This is a genomic window from Streptomyces sp. NBC_00414, from assembly GCF_036038375.1.
GTDB lineage: Bacteria > Actinomycetota > Actinomycetes > Streptomycetales > Streptomycetaceae > Streptomyces.
In genome coordinates, this window is the sequence record NZ_CP107935.1 from 6305426 (window position 1) to 6321577 (window position 16152).

Here is a 16152-nt window from a genome sequence, read left to right on the forward strand (position 1 = left end):
CCCCCTCGCCCCACCGGGAGCCGTCCGTGAACCGCCGTCCCACTCTGCTCGCAGCGATCACGCTGACCGCCGCTGCGGCCTTGACGCTGTCCGCCTGTGGCGGCGACAGCCCGAAGGACAAGGACAAGTCCAACGACAAGATCGCGGGCGCGGACACCGGCAAGGAGAAGCCACCTTCGCCGACCGCGTCCGCTTCGACCGCCGCGGACCGCCCGAAGATCGAGCTGCCGTCGGATCTGACGTACACCTTCGAGTGGAAGAAGACCGGCGACGAGGAGAAGGACGCGGTTCTGAGTGACAGCGAGCAGTTCATCAAGGCAGTGGACATGGCCATCGCCGAACAGGACACGCTGCACAAGGCTTACCGCTTCTACTCCGAGGGTGAGGCGGCGGCAGGCAGTGAGCAGTTCATCCAGGAATTCGTCAAATACAAGGACCGCATCACGGGAGCCAAGCGTTACTACGGCTCCAAGGTGAAGGTCAACGACGATGGAACGGCGGGCTTCGTCTACTGCGAGGACCAGAACAAGGCCTACAACAAGAGCCTGAAGACCGGCAAGACCAATGTGACCGCGAAGTCGAAGGACAACTACGTCCTGTACAACAGCCGGCTTCGGGTCAACAAGCAAGGCATCTGGATCACTGAGAAGCTGACGTCGCAGCGGGGGAGCGCCGCATGCCAGTCCTGAAGAGCAGAAGAGCAGCAGTAGTCGCTTTTGCGGCTGCCACAGTCCTGGTGCTGTGCCCGGCGCAGGCATTCGCAGGGTATGGGCACGGAGGCAGCACCAACGGTGGCTCCGACACCACCGCATCCGGAAACTCCGACGGCAAAGGCAATGTCGGTGCGGTAGCGGGAGCCGTGGTTTTTGACCGCTCGAAGAACGGGTCCGGACAGTCGGCCGGGCCGGTTGCTTCCAGTGCGTCCAACTGGACCCCGCCCGCTTGCTATTACGCGCCGAAGTACACGCCGGAGCAGCTGCAGGAGTATCTGGAGCCGATCTGGGAGGCGGGGTCGACGGGTTACGAGTGGGATGCCACGCAGCGTGAGAAGTACGTCAACGGTGGCGAGTACAAGGACTTCAACAAGGAGAAGACCGGCAAGGGTTATTTCTGGGACTCGTACGTGACGGAGGGCCGGGAGGGTGATCCCGGGGCCCTGGACTGCACGAAGGACATTTTCTGGGTGGACAACGGTGCCGCCCCGCCCCCGGATGTCCCGCAGGCGATCACTCCCGAGATGCTGGCGCAACTGGCGTACGCCGAGATCCGCGTGCCCTCGACCGAGGTCGAGCTGGCTCCGGAGGGTGAGACGAAGGTGAATCTGCCGACGTGGGCGTGGCTGGACGCGGCGGAGTTCAAGCCGGTCTCTGTGACGGCGTCCGTGCCGCTGCTGAACGTCCAGGCGACGACCACGGCCGAACCGCTTTCGTTGAAGATCGAGCCGGGTACGGCCGACGCGACGACGTATCCCGCTTCCGGTGTGTGTGAGTTGAACGGCAAGCAGATCGGTGAGGCTTACGCGAAGGGCAAGGCGGGCGAGACTCCGCCGTGCGGTGTGAAGTACCTGCGTTCGTCGGGCGATGGTTCGTACCAGCTCCAGGCCACGATCACCTGGCGGATCCACTGGACCGGCACGGGCGTGAACGGTGAACAGCCTCTCCCGAACGGCGAGTTCGGAGGCGACCAGGACGTGATCGTCCAGGAGATCCAGTCGATCAACCGCTGACCCGGAGCGGCCTGCATGACGTCACCGACGACGTGCAGGCCGCTCTGCTTTGATATCGCCTTCACCAGGAGCCGTTCGTGACGTCGGTTTTCAGCTCCTGGGCGCGGGCCCCAGGCGCATCGCGCGTGGGCCTTCTCCCGGGGTGTTGGTGCAGCGGTGGTCGCCCGGGGTCCGGTCGAGCTGGAGGCCGAGGCAGGCGCCCAGGGCGAGCTGGCCGTAGTGGTTGGGGTGCAGGGACTCCTGGCGTTGTCCTTGGCCCGCGCCGGTGGTCACGAAGCGGACCCATTCGCTGGTACGGCCCGTGGGCCGTTGGCTGGGGCCGGCCTGGACGGTGGTGGTGGAACAGACCTCCCGGCCGTCGAAGGCGCGCGACAGGTCGAGGAACTCCGCGCCGGACTCACGGGCGGCCGAGGCCAGCGTGGTGCTGATATCGGGGACCAGCTGGTCGTGGGCCCAGGTGAGGTCCTTGTCGAAGAAGGGACAGCCACCGTCGGTCAGCCGGTCGTACTTGTCCCCGGGGTAGCGGATACGCGCGCCGTCGGGCAGCGGCGACGGGTAGGACTGCAGGATCAGGCGGTAGCTGCCCGCCGGGTGGCCCGCCCGGTCCATGGCCGTGGTGACGTCGGCGAGTGAGTTGACGGCCGCGGTGCGCATCGCGGGCAGCCGTTTCTTGACCTCCGGCGCCTGGGTGGGAGCGCAGGGCGACGCCCCGATGGGAGTGACGAAGCCCTTGGCGCAGGCGACGATGACGTCCTCGAAGCCGAGGTCGTTGCCGCCGACGGAGACGACGACCGCCCGTACCGGATGGCCGGTGACGGCCATCTGGAGCTGCTCGGCCTGCGACGGCTCGGACTTGAACGGGCTCCCGCCGTGTTCGGGCAGCAGGATCGCGGTCGAGGTGGCCCCCGAGCAGGCGAGGTTGAGTCGATGCGCCCCGGCCGGGGCGGGTGAGGAATTGACCTCTGCGCTGTCGGAGCGGTTGCAGCCGTTGTCGTAGGACGCGCCGTACACCCGGTGCGCGTCCGTCGTTCGGCTGGGCTGGTCGAAGGCCCGGTCGGTGCCGGAGTAGCCGCCGGCACTGTCGTTGCTGTTGCCCGACCAGCGGCCGGCCTCCCCGGAGATGAAGCTGTCGCCCAGAGACACCACCCACGGCGTCTCGGCGGCCTTGCCCTGCGCGTGTACGGTTCCGCCCTGCGTGAGGCCGGCTCCGCACAGGGCGGCCACGGCTGCGGTAGCGACCGCGATGCGCCGGCGGCCTCGTACCCAAGAAGTTCTCATGCCGCTTTGGATTGCCAAGGCAAACACCGGATATGCGCCGGCGGCCATGGCGCCCCTCCAACGGGTCGAGCGCCGCGGACGGTTGACCCCGGCCGCGCGCCGGGGGCGCCTCGCCGCTTTGCCCTAGTGTCGCGGCGTGTCCACGTCCTGCGGGTCCCCGTGCGGCCTGCGCAGGCGGGAGATCAGCGCTCCGCCGTACGGGGAGGCCAGTGGGGCGAAGAACCACAGGACGAACGCGTTCGGGAGTACCCAGGCGAGGACGGCGCTGAGGGCGAACCAGAGGCCGACCGCCCAGGAGCCGTCTGCTTGGTGACGCGTTTCTCCGGGGTCGCGGGTGGTCAGGCCGGTTCTGGAGGCGATTTCCTTGATGACGGCCTCGCAGAAGACCATGGCCGCCATGGTGCCGGCGAACAGGGTGTCCGCCAGCGGATTGCTCGCCGAGGCGCCGATGACCGCGGTCGGGAACGGGAGGAACGCGACGAGCAGCAGGAACGGCGCGTGCCAGCCGGTGAACGCGTTCGACAGCCTGTCGATCCGGTCCATCAGCTTGTGGTGGCGGCGCCATACCGACCAGAGCAGGATGAACGCCAGCGCGAACGCCAGGTAGGAGTCCCGCTGGTCCACCAGGAAGCGGCCCAGCGCGCGGGCCGACGCCAGTTCCTGTTCGTCGGGGCGGTCCAGTTCGACGGCCAGCAGGGTCATGGCGATCGCGAAGATGGCGTCCGTGAAGAAGGCCAGCCGTTCGGGCGAGAACCCTGGCTCCGGTCGACTGTTCTCGCTCATCCGAACTCCCTGACATCAGGATCGTGTACGTATGTGATGTGCCTTCAGGCTGCGTATCAGTTCGCCCAGGCGAGGGCGGGTTGTTATGAGGGTGGTGTCGGGGGCGTCGCTCTCGCGGAGGTGGATCTGTCCTGTGCCGGTGGCCGCCACGTAGACGCAGTTCGATCCGTCGCCGCTGTACGTGGACTTCTGCCAGTCGATGGCCTGCATGGTCGGTCCCTCTCACGTTTCCCGGACGAGGCGGTGGATGAAGTCCCGTGACTTGGCGGGGCTGAGGGCGCACGACTCCATGCGGTCAAGGACGGCACGGTACTTACTCAACTGCGCCTCCGCGTCGAGGAACTCGCAGCCACCGTGGTGCGAGTCCAACTGGACGGTGTCGAGCTGCGGGACAGGGCCGTCGACGTAGTCGAACGACTGGCCCGTGGTCGGGAAGTGGTCTGTGCCGAAGGGGACCACTCCGACGGTGACGTGGGCCAGTTCGCTCATGTCGTTCAGGTGCTTGAGCTGGTCGCGGGCCACAGCGGGGCCGCCGAAGCCCATGCGAAGCGCCGATTCGTGAATGATCGCCGCGTACGGGGGCGGATTCTCCCTGTGCAGGATGCCCTGCCGCTTGATGCGGAACGTGAGGCGGTGCTCGATCGCGTACTGCCGCATGGGCGGGGCCACTTGCTGGAAGAGCGCTCGTGCGTGGTCCGTCGTCTGCAGCAGGCCGGGGATGTTGATGATCAGCGCCACGCGCAGTCCGACCGCGTGGTGTTCGAGTTCCGCCAGGTCGATCAGGGCGACGGGCAGATGCTCGCGATACTCCTCCCACCAGCCGCGAGTGCGGCGCCCGGTCATCGCGACCAGAGCGTCGATGAGCCGGTCGTCCGCGCAGGCGTACGTCTGGGCCATGGAGCGGACCTTGTCGGAGCTGATGGGCGTGCGGCCGGTCTCGATCATGCTCACGCGCGCCTGGTTGACGCCGAGCAGTTGTGCGGCACCGGTGGCGGTCAATCCGGCCCGTTCACGAAGTTTGCGCAGCTCGGCACCGAACCTTCGCTGCCTCAGTGTCGGATTACTGGTGGGCGGCAAAGCGCGTCCTTACCTGGCCGTGGCATGTGTCCCTCTCCCTCACACGAGTGAAGCATGGATGATTCTAGATAGAAAGGTTAGATCCATCTAACCGCCTGCTCTACGGTGGTCGTGCATCGCCTGGTGGAAGTGCACCCAACCCCTCTCTTTTCGGAGGCACCCCATGGTCACCGTAGCCCCGCCCGACACCTGGACGTACGCCCTTCGCCTGCCCCACGACCCCCGTGCCGCCCGCGTCGCCCGCGTGACCGTGCGGGCCGCCCTCCACGGGCACGGAATGGCCGAAACCCTCGAAGTCGTCGAGCTGTTGACGTCCGAGTTGGTCGCCAACGCCTACCGGCATACGAGAGGGCCCGCCTCGCTGCGGCTGACCGCGTTGGGGGACGGGCGGTTGCGGGTGGGGGTGTGGGACAGCAGCCCGCACGTCCCCGCGCCCTTCGACGAGCCTCCCGGTGTGCGGGTCCCGCCCGCCCCGGTCGGCGCCGAAGGAGGGCGCGGACTGCTCCTCGTACGGGAGTGCGCGAGTTCCTGGGGCGGCTGGTCCTTCGGGGGCGGCCTGCTCGGGCGCGGCGCGGGCAAGCTGCTGTGGTTCGAGGTCTGAGGGGATCCACTTGATCAAGTGGTCAAGGGATCCACCGTGAAAACCCTCACCACGCCCTCCGCCCCAGGGTGAGAGCAACGTTCCCCCGTGGTCACTCCCAGGCACAGGGTGGAAACGCGCCGTCCCTACCTTCGGGAACACCACCCGGAGAAATCGTGGAGGCGTGAGATGACAGCCCCGAGCAGCAGCATCACGACGCGCAAGGGGGGCCGCTGGATCGAGCAGTGGGACCCGGAGGACGAGGCGTTCTGGAAGGAGACCGGGGAGAAGGTTGCCCGGCGGAATCTGTTCTTCTCCGTTCTCTCCGAGCACATCGGGTTCTCGATCTGGACCCTCTGGTCGGTCATGGTGCTCTTCATGGGGCCCGAGTACGGGCTGACCCCCGCCGACAAGTTCTTCATCATCTCGATGGCCACGCTGGTCGGCGCCATCGTGCGGGTGCCCTACACCTTCGCGGTCGCCCGGTTCGGTGGCCGGAACTGGACCATCATCGCGGCCAGCATGCTGCTCGTCCCGACGATCGCCGCCTTCGTGGTGATGGAGCCCGGGACGTCCTTCGGGACCTTCCTCGTGTGCGCCATGCTCGCCGGGGTGGGGGGTGGGAACTTCGCGTCTTCCATGACCAACATCAACTCCTTCTTCCCCCTGCGGAAGAAGGGCTGGGCGCTGGGGCTCAACGCCGGCGGCGGCAACATCGGCGTGCCCGTCGTGCAGCTCATCGGCCTGGCCGTCATCGGGGCAAGCGGTGGTCCGCGGCTGCTGCTGGGGATCTACATCCCGCTCATCGTCGTCGCCGCCGTGCTCGGCGCCCTCTACATGGACAACATCACGTCCGTGAAGAACGACACCGGCGCCGCCCGGGAGGCCGTGAAGGACCCGCACACCTGGATCATGTCCTTCCTCTACATCGGGACGTTCGGGTCGTTCATCGGGTACAGCTTCGCCTTCGGTCTGGTGCTGCAGACACAGTTCGGGCGTACGCCGCTGGAGTCGGCGTACGTCACCTTCATCGGGCCGCTGCTCGGCTCGCTGATCCGGCCCGTGGGCGGCTGGCTCGCCGACAAGTACGGCGGCGCCCGCATCACCCTGTGGAACTTCGTCGGCATGGGCGCCGCGACCGCCGTCATCGTGGTCGCCTCCATGGAGAAGTCGCTCGCCCTGTTCACCACCGCGTTCATCGTGCTGTTCGTGCTGAGCGGGCTCGGCAACGGCTCCACGTACAAGATGATCCCCGGCATCTTCCAGGCCAAGGCCGCCGCCAAGGGGCTGACCGGGGAGGAAGCCGCGTCGTACGGGCGGCGGCTGTCGGGGGCCTCGATGGGGCTCATCGGGGCCGTGGGCGCGGTCGGCGGGCTCGGTATCAACCTGGCCTTCCGGCAGTCGTTCCTGAGCGTCGGTTCCGGCACCGGGGCCTTCCTGGCCTTCCTCGCCTTCTACGCGGCCTGCTTCGGGGTCACCTGGGCCGTATACCTTCGCCGCCCGGCGGCCTCCGAGTCGCCCGCCACGCCCGCTTCGGAGGCGAAGACGCAGCTCAGCTACGCCGAGGTGTGACACGAGGCGTGACGTAACACGGGCGACATCAAGCGGAACCGAGCCTGTCACGCATGATTGACAGGCTCGGTGGTCCGCCATGAGGCGGGCAAATGGGGCGTGCAGAGGACGCCCCGGAGACCCTGGTCCAGAACCCTGGGACCTGAGGGGTCTCCGACACTCCGAGCGGGACGCCCCAACCCAGCGGGTGACGCGGACGAACACCACTCGAAGCGGGACGAGAGCCATGTACGAGGAACCACAGCGACCGGAGCAGCAACCGAATCAGCAACCGGACCGAACGGAGCACGGGCCGCTGGCGGGGTTCACCGTCGGTGTGACCGCGGCCCGCCGAGCCGACGAACTCGGCGCCCTGCTCCAGCGGCGCGGGGCCGCCGTCCTCCACGCCCCCGCCCTGCGCATCGTGCCCCTCGCCGACGACAGCGAACTGCTGGCCGCGACCAAGCAGCTGCTCGACCAGGCGCCGGACATCGTGGTCGCGACCACCGCGATCGGGTTCCGCGGCTGGGTCGAGGCCGCCGACGGCTGGGGCCTCGGGGAGCAACTGCTCGACGTGCTCCGCGGTGTCGAACTGCTCGCCCGCGGACCCAAGGTCAAAGGTGCGGTACGCGCACAGGGGCTGACCGAGGAATGGTCCCCGTCCTCCGAATCCATGGCCGAGGTGCTCGACCGTCTGCTGGACGAAGGAGTGGACGGGCGCCGGATCGCGGTCCAGCTGCACGGCGAGCCGCTGCCCGGCTTCGTCGAGTCGCTGCGGGCCGCGGGCGCGGAGGTCGTCGGCGTTCCCGTGTACCGCTGGATGGCCCCGGAGGACATCGGGCCCCTGGACCGGCTGCTCGACGCCACGATCACCCGCGGCCTGGACGCGCTGACCTTCACCAGCGCCCCGGCCGCCGCCTCACTGCTGGGCCGCGCCGACGACCGCGGACTGCTGCCCGAACTGCTCGCCGCGCTCAACCACGACGTGCTGCCCGCCTGCGTCGGCCCGGTCACCGCGCTGCCGTTGCAGGCCAGGGGCGTCGACACGGTCCAGCCGGAACGCTTCCGGCTCGGCCCGCTCGTACAGGTGCTGTGCAAGGAACTGCCCTCCCGGGCGCGGACCCTGCCGATCGCCGGTCACCGGGTGGAGATCCGCGGGCACGCGGTGCTGGTGGACGACGCGCTGCGGCCCGTACCGCCCGCCGGGATGTCGTTGATGCGTGCCCTGTCCCGGCGGCCCGGCTGGGTGGTGGCCCGGGCCGAGCTGCTGCGGGCGCTGCCCGGCGCGGGCAGGGACGAGCACGCCGTGGAGACCGCGATGGCCCGGCTGCGTACGGCCCTGGGCACGCCCAAGCTCATCCAGACCGTCGTCAAGCGCGGCTACCGGCTGGCGCTCGACCCGGCCGCCGACGCCAAGTACGCCGACGTCTGACACGTACACCTGTATCTGGCACGTACACCTACGCCTTACATGTGCACCTACGTCCGGCGCCCGTGGCGGCCGTACAGCACCAGCGCTCGCGCGAGGACGCCCAGGGCGAGCGTGCACAGCACGGCCCGTACGACGTTCCAGGCCACCCACGGGTCCTCGAAGTCCTCGCGCACGGCCGCCGGATCGGCGATCGTCGCCGGATTCCCGGCGTCCGCGAGGGCGTCGTTCAGCGGGATGTTCACGGCGAAGGTGAGCAGGAACGCCAGCGCGTACGCGACGAGCGCCGCGAACACCCAGCCGCGCACCCGCGGTGAGCCGCGCAACTGCCAGGCCGAGACGGCCGTCAGCGGCAGCGCGCCCATGAAGCTCAGCAGGAACACCGGGTTCTGGATGACGTCGTTGATGTTCTGCATGACCTCGATGTGCACGCGGTCGTCGCTGCGGGCCAGCGCCGGCATGATGCCGCACGCGAACGCGTAGAACAGTCCGGCGATCAGCCCCATGGTCACCGTGGCCGCGACCAGCACGCCCCCGGCCGACCCGCGCCGCCCCTCGCCGCCCTTCGCGGTCCCGCTGCCCGCGTCCCTGCTTCCTGTCTCGTTCCCTGCGTCGGTTGCCATGACGTCGAGTCAAGTGCCGGGGCGACCCGGAGGACATGGTTCGGACGCGCGCCGGCATAAGCGGACGTCCAGCCCGCGCGGCCGACGGGCCGGCGGCCGGACGGCGTGGGCGGGTACGGGACGGCGTGGGGCTTCCCGCCGCGCGCGGGGGAAGGCACTGTAGGGGGTACGGGCCCGGCGCGGCCCTCTCACGGACCCCCACCTCACGATCCCTCACCGGCCCCTCATGGCGGCAACCCCAAGGCGGTGACAGGCACATGGCATTGGGCACGGCCACGGCCCCGTACGAGCTGCGGTTCGACTCCGGGCGGATCTGTCTCGATCTCCTGGCGACCACGCACCCCGAGGAACGGCTCGACTCGGCCGAACCGTTGCGGGCCTGGATCACCGGATCCGGACTCGTCCCGGCGGGTACGCCACTCGCGTCCGTCGACTCCTCCTGGATCGTGAGCTTTCGTGAACTGCGCGGTCAAATCGGACAGTTGGTGCGCGGGGAACCATCCCGGGACTCCCGGCCCTTCGACATCGCGCTGACCCGTGTCAACGAACTCGCCCGCGCCGCAACGCCCGTACCCTTGGCGGTGTGGGACGCGGGCGGCTCGCTCGTCCGCGCTCTGTGCTCCCCGCCGACCTGCGCGGCGCTCCTCGCGGCGGTCGCCCGTGACACCGTGGAGCTCCTCACGGACCCGGCGGCCCGCGCGAGCATCCGGCAGTGTGAGGGAGACAACTGCCCCATCGTCTACCTGGATACGTCCAGAGGGCGTCGTCGCAGGTGGTGCTCCAGCGAGGTGTGCGGAAACCGTGAGCGGGTGGCCAGGCACCGGCGCAGAGCAGCCCTCGCACGGGCTTAGGATCCTTCGTGGATCCCCAGTGAACGACTTGTGGAGCACATGAGGAGACGGAATCCTCACGCTCCTCACAAAGATTTCCATTCACTTTGAACACCGCAACGCCCGCACCCGTATCCGGAGATGAGCGACCGACTGGGGGATCCCCCGGACACCGGAGGTAGGCGTGCGCAAGGATTCCGCCGTGGCCGATGAACGATCGCCGAGGGCCCGACATCGCATGTCCCAGCCCTCGGAACCCGACGAGGAGCTGATGCGTGCGCTGTACCGGGAACACGCCGGGCCGCTGCTCGCCTATGTTCTGCGGCTGGTCGCCGGGGACCGGCAGCGGGCGGAGGACGTCGTACAGGAGACGCTCATCCGCGCGTGGAAGAACGCCGGTCAGCTCAACCGAGCGACCGGTTCGGTACGCCCCTGGCTGGTGACGGTCGCTCGGCGCATCGTCATCGACGGGCACCGCAGCCGGCAGGCCCGGCCGCAGGAGGTGGACCCGTCGCCGCTGGAGGTCATTCCCGCGGAGGACGAGATCGACAAGGCGTTGTGGCTGATGACACTCTCTGACGCGCTCGACGACCTGACCCCCGCGCACCGGGAGGTACTGGTCGAGACGTACTTCAAGGGGCGTACCGTAAACGAAGCCGCCGAAACCCTGGGGATACCCAGCGGCACGGTGCGCTCACGGGTGTTCTATGCCCTGCGTTCGATGAAGCTCGCACTGGAGGAGCGGGGGGTGACGGCATGAGCACATACGGGGGATACGGAACGGGTAGTCCTGGTTCCATGCAAAGTTCGCAAGGGCAGGGCGATCTGCACGAGACGGTGGGTGCCTACGCGCTGGGCATCCTCGACGACGCCGAGGCGACCGAGTTCGAGGCGCACCTGGCCACCTGCGAGTGGTGCGGGCAGCAGCTCGACGAGCTCGCGGGCATGGAGCCGATGCTGGCCGCCCTGGCGGATCTGCCGGGTACCCGCGGCACTCCGGCCATCGGCGAGACACTGGCCGTCCGCCCGAGCCCACAGCTCTCGGACCGGCTGGTCGGCGAGGTCGTCGAGCGCCGGGTCAAGGCCAAGAAGAGCAGGCGTCTCTTCTTCGGACTCGCGGCCTCCCTGATCATCGGCGGCCCGATCGCCGCGATCGCGGCCACCAGCGGCGGTGACACGGCGCAGGAGGCCAAGCCGCTGGCGTCGGTCAGTCCCGCCAAGCAGGTGTTCACCGACATGAAGGACAAGGTCGAGGCCACGGACGCGGCCACTCAGGTCAACGCCGCGGTCGGCACGGAGAGCAAGCCCTACGGCACGGGTATCGCCCTCCAGCTGAAGAACGTCAAGGGCCCGCAGAAGTGCTCCCTGGTCGCCGTCAGCAAGAGCGGCGAGCGGGAGACGGCGACCACCTGGACCGTCCCGAAGTGGGGCTACGGGATCAAGGGCGCCGCCACCGAACTGGCCAGGAATCCGCTCTACCTGCAGGGCGCCGTGGCGATGAGCGACGCCGACATCGACCACTTCGAAGTCGTCACCTTCGACGGCGACAAGCTGGTCGAGGTCGACGCGTGAAGCGGCACGTGGGGCGACGGGAAAGCCGACGCGAAGTCGACGGGTAAGTGGATCAAGAGCGGAAACGTAGCCTGACGGGCTCCCCTTCGCGTACGGTTGACGGCTGCCATGCACGTCAGAAGGGGGCCCGGTGGCCGCTCAGGTTCAGCAGGAAATGGCGCTCGATCCGGTAGGCGACTCCGTACGCGACCGGGAGATCGGCGTCGAACAGGAACACCTCGACCGGGTGTACCAGCGTCTTGAGGAAAAGATCCACGAGGCGGAGTTCCTGATGAACGACGCCGCCCAGCGTGGACAGGTCGGAACGCCCGGCGCGCTCGCGGAGCGGGACGCGCAGGTGTTCCGGGCGGGGATCCATCTCAACCGCCTGAACAACGAGTTCGAGGACTTCCTCTTCGGACGGATCGACCTCCTCGGGGGCAAGGACGGCAAGAAGGGTCCGGACGGCGCGTACACGGCGGTCGAACCCGCCGAGGGAGCCGTCCGGCCCGACAACACCGCCGACATCGAGGAGACCCTCCACATCGGCCGTATCGGCGTCCTCGACGCCGAGTACGCGCCGCTGGTGATCGACTGGCGGGCCCCCGCGGCCGCGCCGTTCTACCGCTCCACCCCGGTTGACCCCGGCCGGGTCGTACGCCGCCGGGTCATCCGCTCCAAGGGCCGCAAGGTCCTCGGGGTCGAGGACGACCTGATGCGCCCGGAGCTCAAGGCCACACTCGACGGCGGCGAACTGCCGGTGATCGGCGACGGCGCCCTGATGGCCGCCCTCGGCCAGGCCCGCAGCCACACCATGCGGGACATCGTCGCCTCCATCCAGGCCGAGCAGGACATGGTCATCCGGGCCCCCGCCGCGTCCGTCACCTACGTGGAGGGCGGCCCCGGCACCGGCAAGACGGCGGTGGCCCTGCACCGGGCCGCCTACCTGCTCTACCAGGACCGCAGACGGTACGCGGGCGGCATCCTCATCGTCTCGCCCACGCCGCTGCTCGTCGCGTACACCGAAGGCGTCCTGCCGTCCCTCGGCGAGGAGGGCCAGGTCGCCATCCGCGCGGTCGGCTCCCTGGTCGACGGCGCCGAGGCCACCCAGTACGACGCACCGGCCGTCGCCCGCGCCAAGGGCTCCTACCGGATGCTGAAGGTGCTGCGGCACGCGGCACGCGGGGCCCTGGAGACGCCGGGCGCACCCGGCCGGCACAGCGCCCCGGCCGCGTCGGGACAGCTCTCGGCCGGGCAGCTCTCGTTCGGCGACGAGGGCGAGGAGGACGACGAGCCCGGCACGCAGGGGCCGACCGTCACGCCCACCCGCCTGCGCGTGGTCGCCTTCGGGCGCCGGCTGGAGCTGGAGGCGCCCGAGCTGGACCGCATCCGGCAGAACGCGCTCTCCGGGACCGCTCCCGTCAACCTGCTCCGCCCGCGCGCCCGCAAGCTGCTGCTCGACGCCCTCTGGTCGCGGTCCGGCGCCGGGTCCCGGCACACCGACCCCGAGCTGGCCGCCGAACTGCGCTCCTCGTTCGACGAGGACGTCAGCTCCGAGGACGCCTTCATCGCGTTCCTGGACGCCTGGTGGCCCGAGCTGACACCGCGTGCCGTACTGGACGCGATGGCCGACGAGCGGCGGCTGGGGCGCTGGGCGCGGCGGATCCTCAACCCCGGCGAGGTGCGGCGGGTGGCCCGCTCCCTCAAGCGCGACGGGCTCTCCGTGCACGACGTGGCCATGCTCGACGAGCTGGAGGCGATCGTCGGCACCCCGGCCCGCCCCCGCAGGAAGCGCGACCTCGACCCGCTCGATCAGCTGACGGGGCTTGAGGAGCTCATGCCCCAGCGCGAGGAGACGCAGCGCGAGCGGGCCGAGCGGCTGGCCCAGGAGCGCACGGAGTACGCGCACGTCATCGTCGACGAGGCACAGGACCTCACGCCCATGCAGTGGCGCATGATCGGCCGCCGCGGCCGGCACGCCACCTGGACGGTGGTCGGCGACCCCGCCCAGTCGTCCTGGTCGGACCCGGACGAGGCCGCCGAGGCCCGTGACGAGGCCCTCGGCAGCCGCCCCCGCCGCCGCTTCACGCTCACCGTGAACTACCGCAACCCGGCCGAGATCGCCGAACTCGCCGCCAAGGTGCTGGCCCTCGCCATGCCCGGCTCCGAGTCGCCGAGAGCGGTCCGCTCGACGGGCGTGCGGCCCCGCTTCGTGACCGTGGTGCCTTCCGGGGGCGCGGCGGGCGGACAGGGCGGCTCCGGCGGCGCGCGGGACGCCCTGTCGAAGACCGTGCGGGAGGAGGCCGCCCGGCTGCTCGACCAGGTCGACGGCACGGTCGGCGTCGTCGTCGCCATGAACCGCCGCGGCGAGGCCGCACGGTGGCTCGCCGGGCTCGGGGACCGCGTGGTGGCCCTCGGCAGCCTGGAGGCCAAGGGCCTGGAGTACGACGCCACCGTGGTCGTGTCGCCCGCGGAGATCGCCGACGAGTCCCCGGCCGGACTGCGGGTGCTGTACGTGGCGCTGACCCGGGCGACCCAGCAGCTCACCATCGTCTCGGCGACCCGCGACGAGCCGGACGCGGACGGCGTACCGGACCTGCTGCGGGACTGAACGGGCGGGGAGGGCGGGGAGGGCGGGGCCAAGCGGATCCCGGCCCTCCGCCGAGCGGGTCGGGCCCGTGAATCGCGGGGCCCGTCCCGGTGGACCGGCGGGCCCGTCCGCGTAAAGCTTCCCTGTGAACCCACGGTGCGGGAATTGCCTTACGGGGATCGTTTGTTACCTTTGACGTGACACCGGCCCGATCCAAGCCCCCGGGCCCAACCTTCGTCGCTACGAGCGACCACTTGCCGCGAGGCGAGCATGGCGGGTCGGTGTCACCTAACTTCCAGTCGCACGACAGAGGTCCACGTCACCCGGTGACGTGGACCTCTGTCGTGGCGGACGTTCACGGTGGCCGCCCGCGGCGGACGTACATGGTGAACAAAAGGTTCGCAATCCGGGGCGGCTACCACGTACTCCACGGTAGGTGCGACGATCGGACGGCAAACCACGAGCCTGTACGAGCCAGTAGTGCTCACGGCGCTCGCAGTACCCGGTGAAAGCAGAGGAAGTCGGCCATGGCAACGGCGCCCAGCGTCTCCTACTCGATTACGGTCCGGTTGGAGGTGCCCGCGAGCGGAACCGCGGTCTCCCAGATCACCACCGCCGTGGAGTCCAGCGGAGGCTCGGTGACGGGCCTCGACGTGACGGCCTCCGGCCACGAGAAGCTCCGTATCGACGTCACCATCGCGGCGTCCTCCACGAAGCACTCGGAAGAGATCGTCGAGCAGCTGCGCGGCATCGAGGACGTCACGCTCGGCAAGGTCTCCGACCGTACGTTCCTGATGCACCTCGGCGGCAAGATCGAGATGGCGTCCAAGCACCCCATCCGCAACCGTGACGACCTCTCGATGATCTACACCCCCGGTGTGGCCCGGGTGTGCATGGCGATCGCGGAGAACCCCGAGGACGCCCGCCGTCTGACCATCAAGCGCAACTCGGTCGCGGTCGTCACCGACGGCTCGGCCGTGCTGGGCCTCGGCAACATCGGCCCGATGGCCGCCCTGCCGGTGATGGAGGGCAAGGCCGCGCTCTTCAAGCGGTTCGCCGGCATCGACGCCTGGCCGCTGTGCCTGGACACCCAGGACACCGACGCGATCGTGGAGATCGTCAAGGCGATCGCCCCCGGCTTCGCGGGCATCAACCTGGAGGACATCTCCGCGCCGCGCTGCTTCGAGATCGAGGCCCGTCTGCGCGAGGCCCTCGACATCCCCGTCTTCCACGACGACCAGCACGGCACCGCCATCGTCGTGCTCGCCGCGCTGACGAACGCGCTGCGCGTGACCGGCAAGGGCATCGGCGACATCCGCGTCGTCATGTCCGGGGCGGGCGCGGCCGGCACGGCCATCCTGAAGCTGCTGCTCGCGGCGGGCGTCAAGCACGCCGTCGTGGCCGACATCCACGGGGTCGTGCACGCGGGCCGCGAGGACCTGGTGAAGGCCGCCGACGACTCACCGCTGCGGTGGATCGCCGACAACACCAACCCCGAGGGCGTCACGGGCACCCTGAAGGAGGCCGTGCGCGGCGCGGACGTCTTCATCGGAGTCTCGGCCCCGAACGTGCTGGACGGCGACGACGTGGCCGCGATGGCCGACGACGCGATCGTCTTCGCGCTCGCGAACCCCGACCCCGAGGTCGACCCGGGCATCGCCCGGCAGACCGCGGCGGTCGTGGCCACCGGCCGCTCGGACTTCCCGAACCAGATCAACAACGTGCTGGTCTTCCCGGGTGTCTTCCGCGGCCTGCTGGACGCGCAGTCCCGCACGGTCAACACCGAGATGATGCTTGCGGCCGCAACGGCGCTGGCGGAGGTCGTGACCGAGGACGAGCTCAACGCGAACTACATCATTCCCAGCGTCTTCAACGACAAGGTCGCGGGTGCGGTGGCGGGAGCGGTCCGCGACGCGGCGAAGGCGGCAGGCGTCACAGTCTGAGGCGCCGCCTCACCTCCCTGGGGGCTGCCGCCCCCAGACCCCCGCAATCGCGCTTGCGCGCTCGTCCTCAAACGCCGGACGGGCTCGTGGTCAGCTTGAGGAGCGGGGGTTCGGGGGTGGCGACCCCGTGTTTGTGACGGTTGCCACCCCGGCCCCGTACCGGCGCGTCGCCGGAGACAGGGCCCGGGCCC

At 69.6% G+C, this 16152-nt stretch carries 15 protein-coding genes; 10 read left to right on the forward strand and 5 right to left on the reverse strand.

All coding sequences use genetic code 11. The features are described 5' to 3' along the window. The first annotated feature begins 26 nt into the window (after nt 1–26). Both OHS59_RS27445 and OHS59_RS27450 read left to right on the forward strand, forming a co-directional pair. The gene (locus tag OHS59_RS27445) at nt 27–689 is read left to right on the forward strand and encodes a hypothetical protein (RefSeq protein ID WP_443061649.1); all 663 of its coding nucleotides are present in this window, start codon (nt 27–29) and stop codon (nt 687–689) included. Continuing rightward, nucleotides 677–1726, forward strand: coding sequence for a hypothetical protein (locus OHS59_RS27450; protein ID WP_328496030.1), 1050 nt, complete (start codon nt 677–679; stop codon nt 1724–1726). Before OHS59_RS27445 ends, OHS59_RS27450 begins: the two co-directional genes overlap by 13 nt. Before the next feature lie 90 nt (nt 1727–1816). Here the strand turns inward: OHS59_RS27450 and OHS59_RS27455 are convergent, their stop codons facing one another. From OHS59_RS27455 to OHS59_RS27470, 4 genes are all read right to left on the reverse strand, one after another. After that, nucleotides 1817–3004, reverse strand: coding sequence for a hypothetical protein (locus tag OHS59_RS27455; protein WP_328496031.1), 1188 nt, complete (start codon nt 3002–3004; stop codon nt 1817–1819). 123 nt (nt 3005–3127) lie between these two features. Further along, a complete protein-coding gene (locus OHS59_RS27460; protein WP_328496032.1) occupies nt 3128–3787 on the reverse strand; it encodes a TMEM175 family protein in 660 nt (219 codons plus the stop codon). Between the two features lie 15 nt (nt 3788–3802). Continuing rightward, a complete protein-coding gene (locus OHS59_RS27465; RefSeq protein WP_328496033.1) occupies nt 3803–3997 on the reverse strand; it encodes a DUF397 domain-containing protein in 195 nt (64 codons plus the stop codon). A gap of 12 nt (nt 3998–4009) precedes the next feature. Next, on the reverse strand, nt 4010–4864 hold the full coding sequence (locus tag OHS59_RS27470) for a helix-turn-helix domain-containing protein (RefSeq protein ID WP_328496034.1): 855 nt from the start codon (nt 4862–4864) through the stop codon (nt 4010–4012). A gap of 163 nt (nt 4865–5027) precedes the next feature. On the opposite strand from OHS59_RS27470, the gene OHS59_RS27475 reads away from it, so the two are divergent. The 3 genes from OHS59_RS27475 (at nt 5028) to OHS59_RS27485 (ending at nt 8427) form a co-directional block, all read left to right on the forward strand. Continuing rightward, complete coding sequence (locus OHS59_RS27475) at nt 5028–5465, forward strand: ATP-binding protein (RefSeq protein ID WP_328496035.1); 438 nt, start codon at nt 5028–5030, stop codon at nt 5463–5465. 168 nt (nt 5466–5633) lie between these two features. Then, nucleotides 5634–7016: a nitrate/nitrite transporter gene (locus OHS59_RS27480; protein WP_328496036.1), complete on the forward strand. Its 1383-nt coding sequence runs from the start codon at nt 5634–5636 to the stop codon at nt 7014–7016. 226 nt (nt 7017–7242) lie between these two features. Then, nucleotides 7243–8427 carry a uroporphyrinogen-III synthase gene (locus tag OHS59_RS27485; RefSeq protein WP_328496037.1) on the forward strand — a complete coding sequence of 395 codons (1185 nt, stop codon included), beginning with the start codon at nt 7243–7245 and terminating at the stop codon, nt 8425–8427. A 47-nt stretch (nt 8428–8474) separates the two neighbouring features. Here the strand turns inward: OHS59_RS27485 and OHS59_RS27490 are convergent, their stop codons facing one another. After that, nucleotides 8475–8930 (reverse strand): anthrone oxygenase family protein, encoded by a 456-nt coding sequence (locus tag OHS59_RS27490; protein WP_443061650.1) that lies wholly within the window; start codon nt 8928–8930, stop codon nt 8475–8477. A gap of 374 nt (nt 8931–9304) precedes the next feature. On the opposite strand from OHS59_RS27490, the gene OHS59_RS27495 reads away from it, so the two are divergent. From OHS59_RS27495 to OHS59_RS27515, 5 genes are all read left to right on the forward strand, one after another. Beyond that, nucleotides 9305–9898 carry a CGNR zinc finger domain-containing protein gene (locus OHS59_RS27495; protein ID WP_328496039.1) on the forward strand — a complete coding sequence of 198 codons (594 nt, stop codon included), beginning with the start codon at nt 9305–9307 and terminating at the stop codon, nt 9896–9898. Between the two features lie 217 nt (nt 9899–10115). Continuing rightward, nucleotides 10116–10637: a sigma-70 family RNA polymerase sigma factor gene (locus OHS59_RS27500; RefSeq protein ID WP_010039908.1), complete on the forward strand. Its 522-nt coding sequence runs from the start codon at nt 10116–10118 to the stop codon at nt 10635–10637. A 38-nt stretch (nt 10638–10675) separates the two neighbouring features. Then, nucleotides 10676–11449 (forward strand): anti-sigma factor family protein, encoded by a 774-nt coding sequence (locus OHS59_RS27505; RefSeq protein WP_328496040.1) that lies wholly within the window; start codon nt 10676–10678, stop codon nt 11447–11449. Between the two features lie 130 nt (nt 11450–11579). After that, nucleotides 11580–14039, forward strand: coding sequence for a HelD family protein (locus OHS59_RS27510; RefSeq protein WP_328496041.1), 2460 nt, complete (start codon nt 11580–11582; stop codon nt 14037–14039). 506 nt (nt 14040–14545) lie between these two features. Further along, nucleotides 14546–15961 (forward strand): NAD-dependent malic enzyme, encoded by a 1416-nt coding sequence (locus OHS59_RS27515; protein WP_328496042.1) that lies wholly within the window; start codon nt 14546–14548, stop codon nt 15959–15961. Nucleotides 15962–16152: the final 191 nt, after the last annotated feature.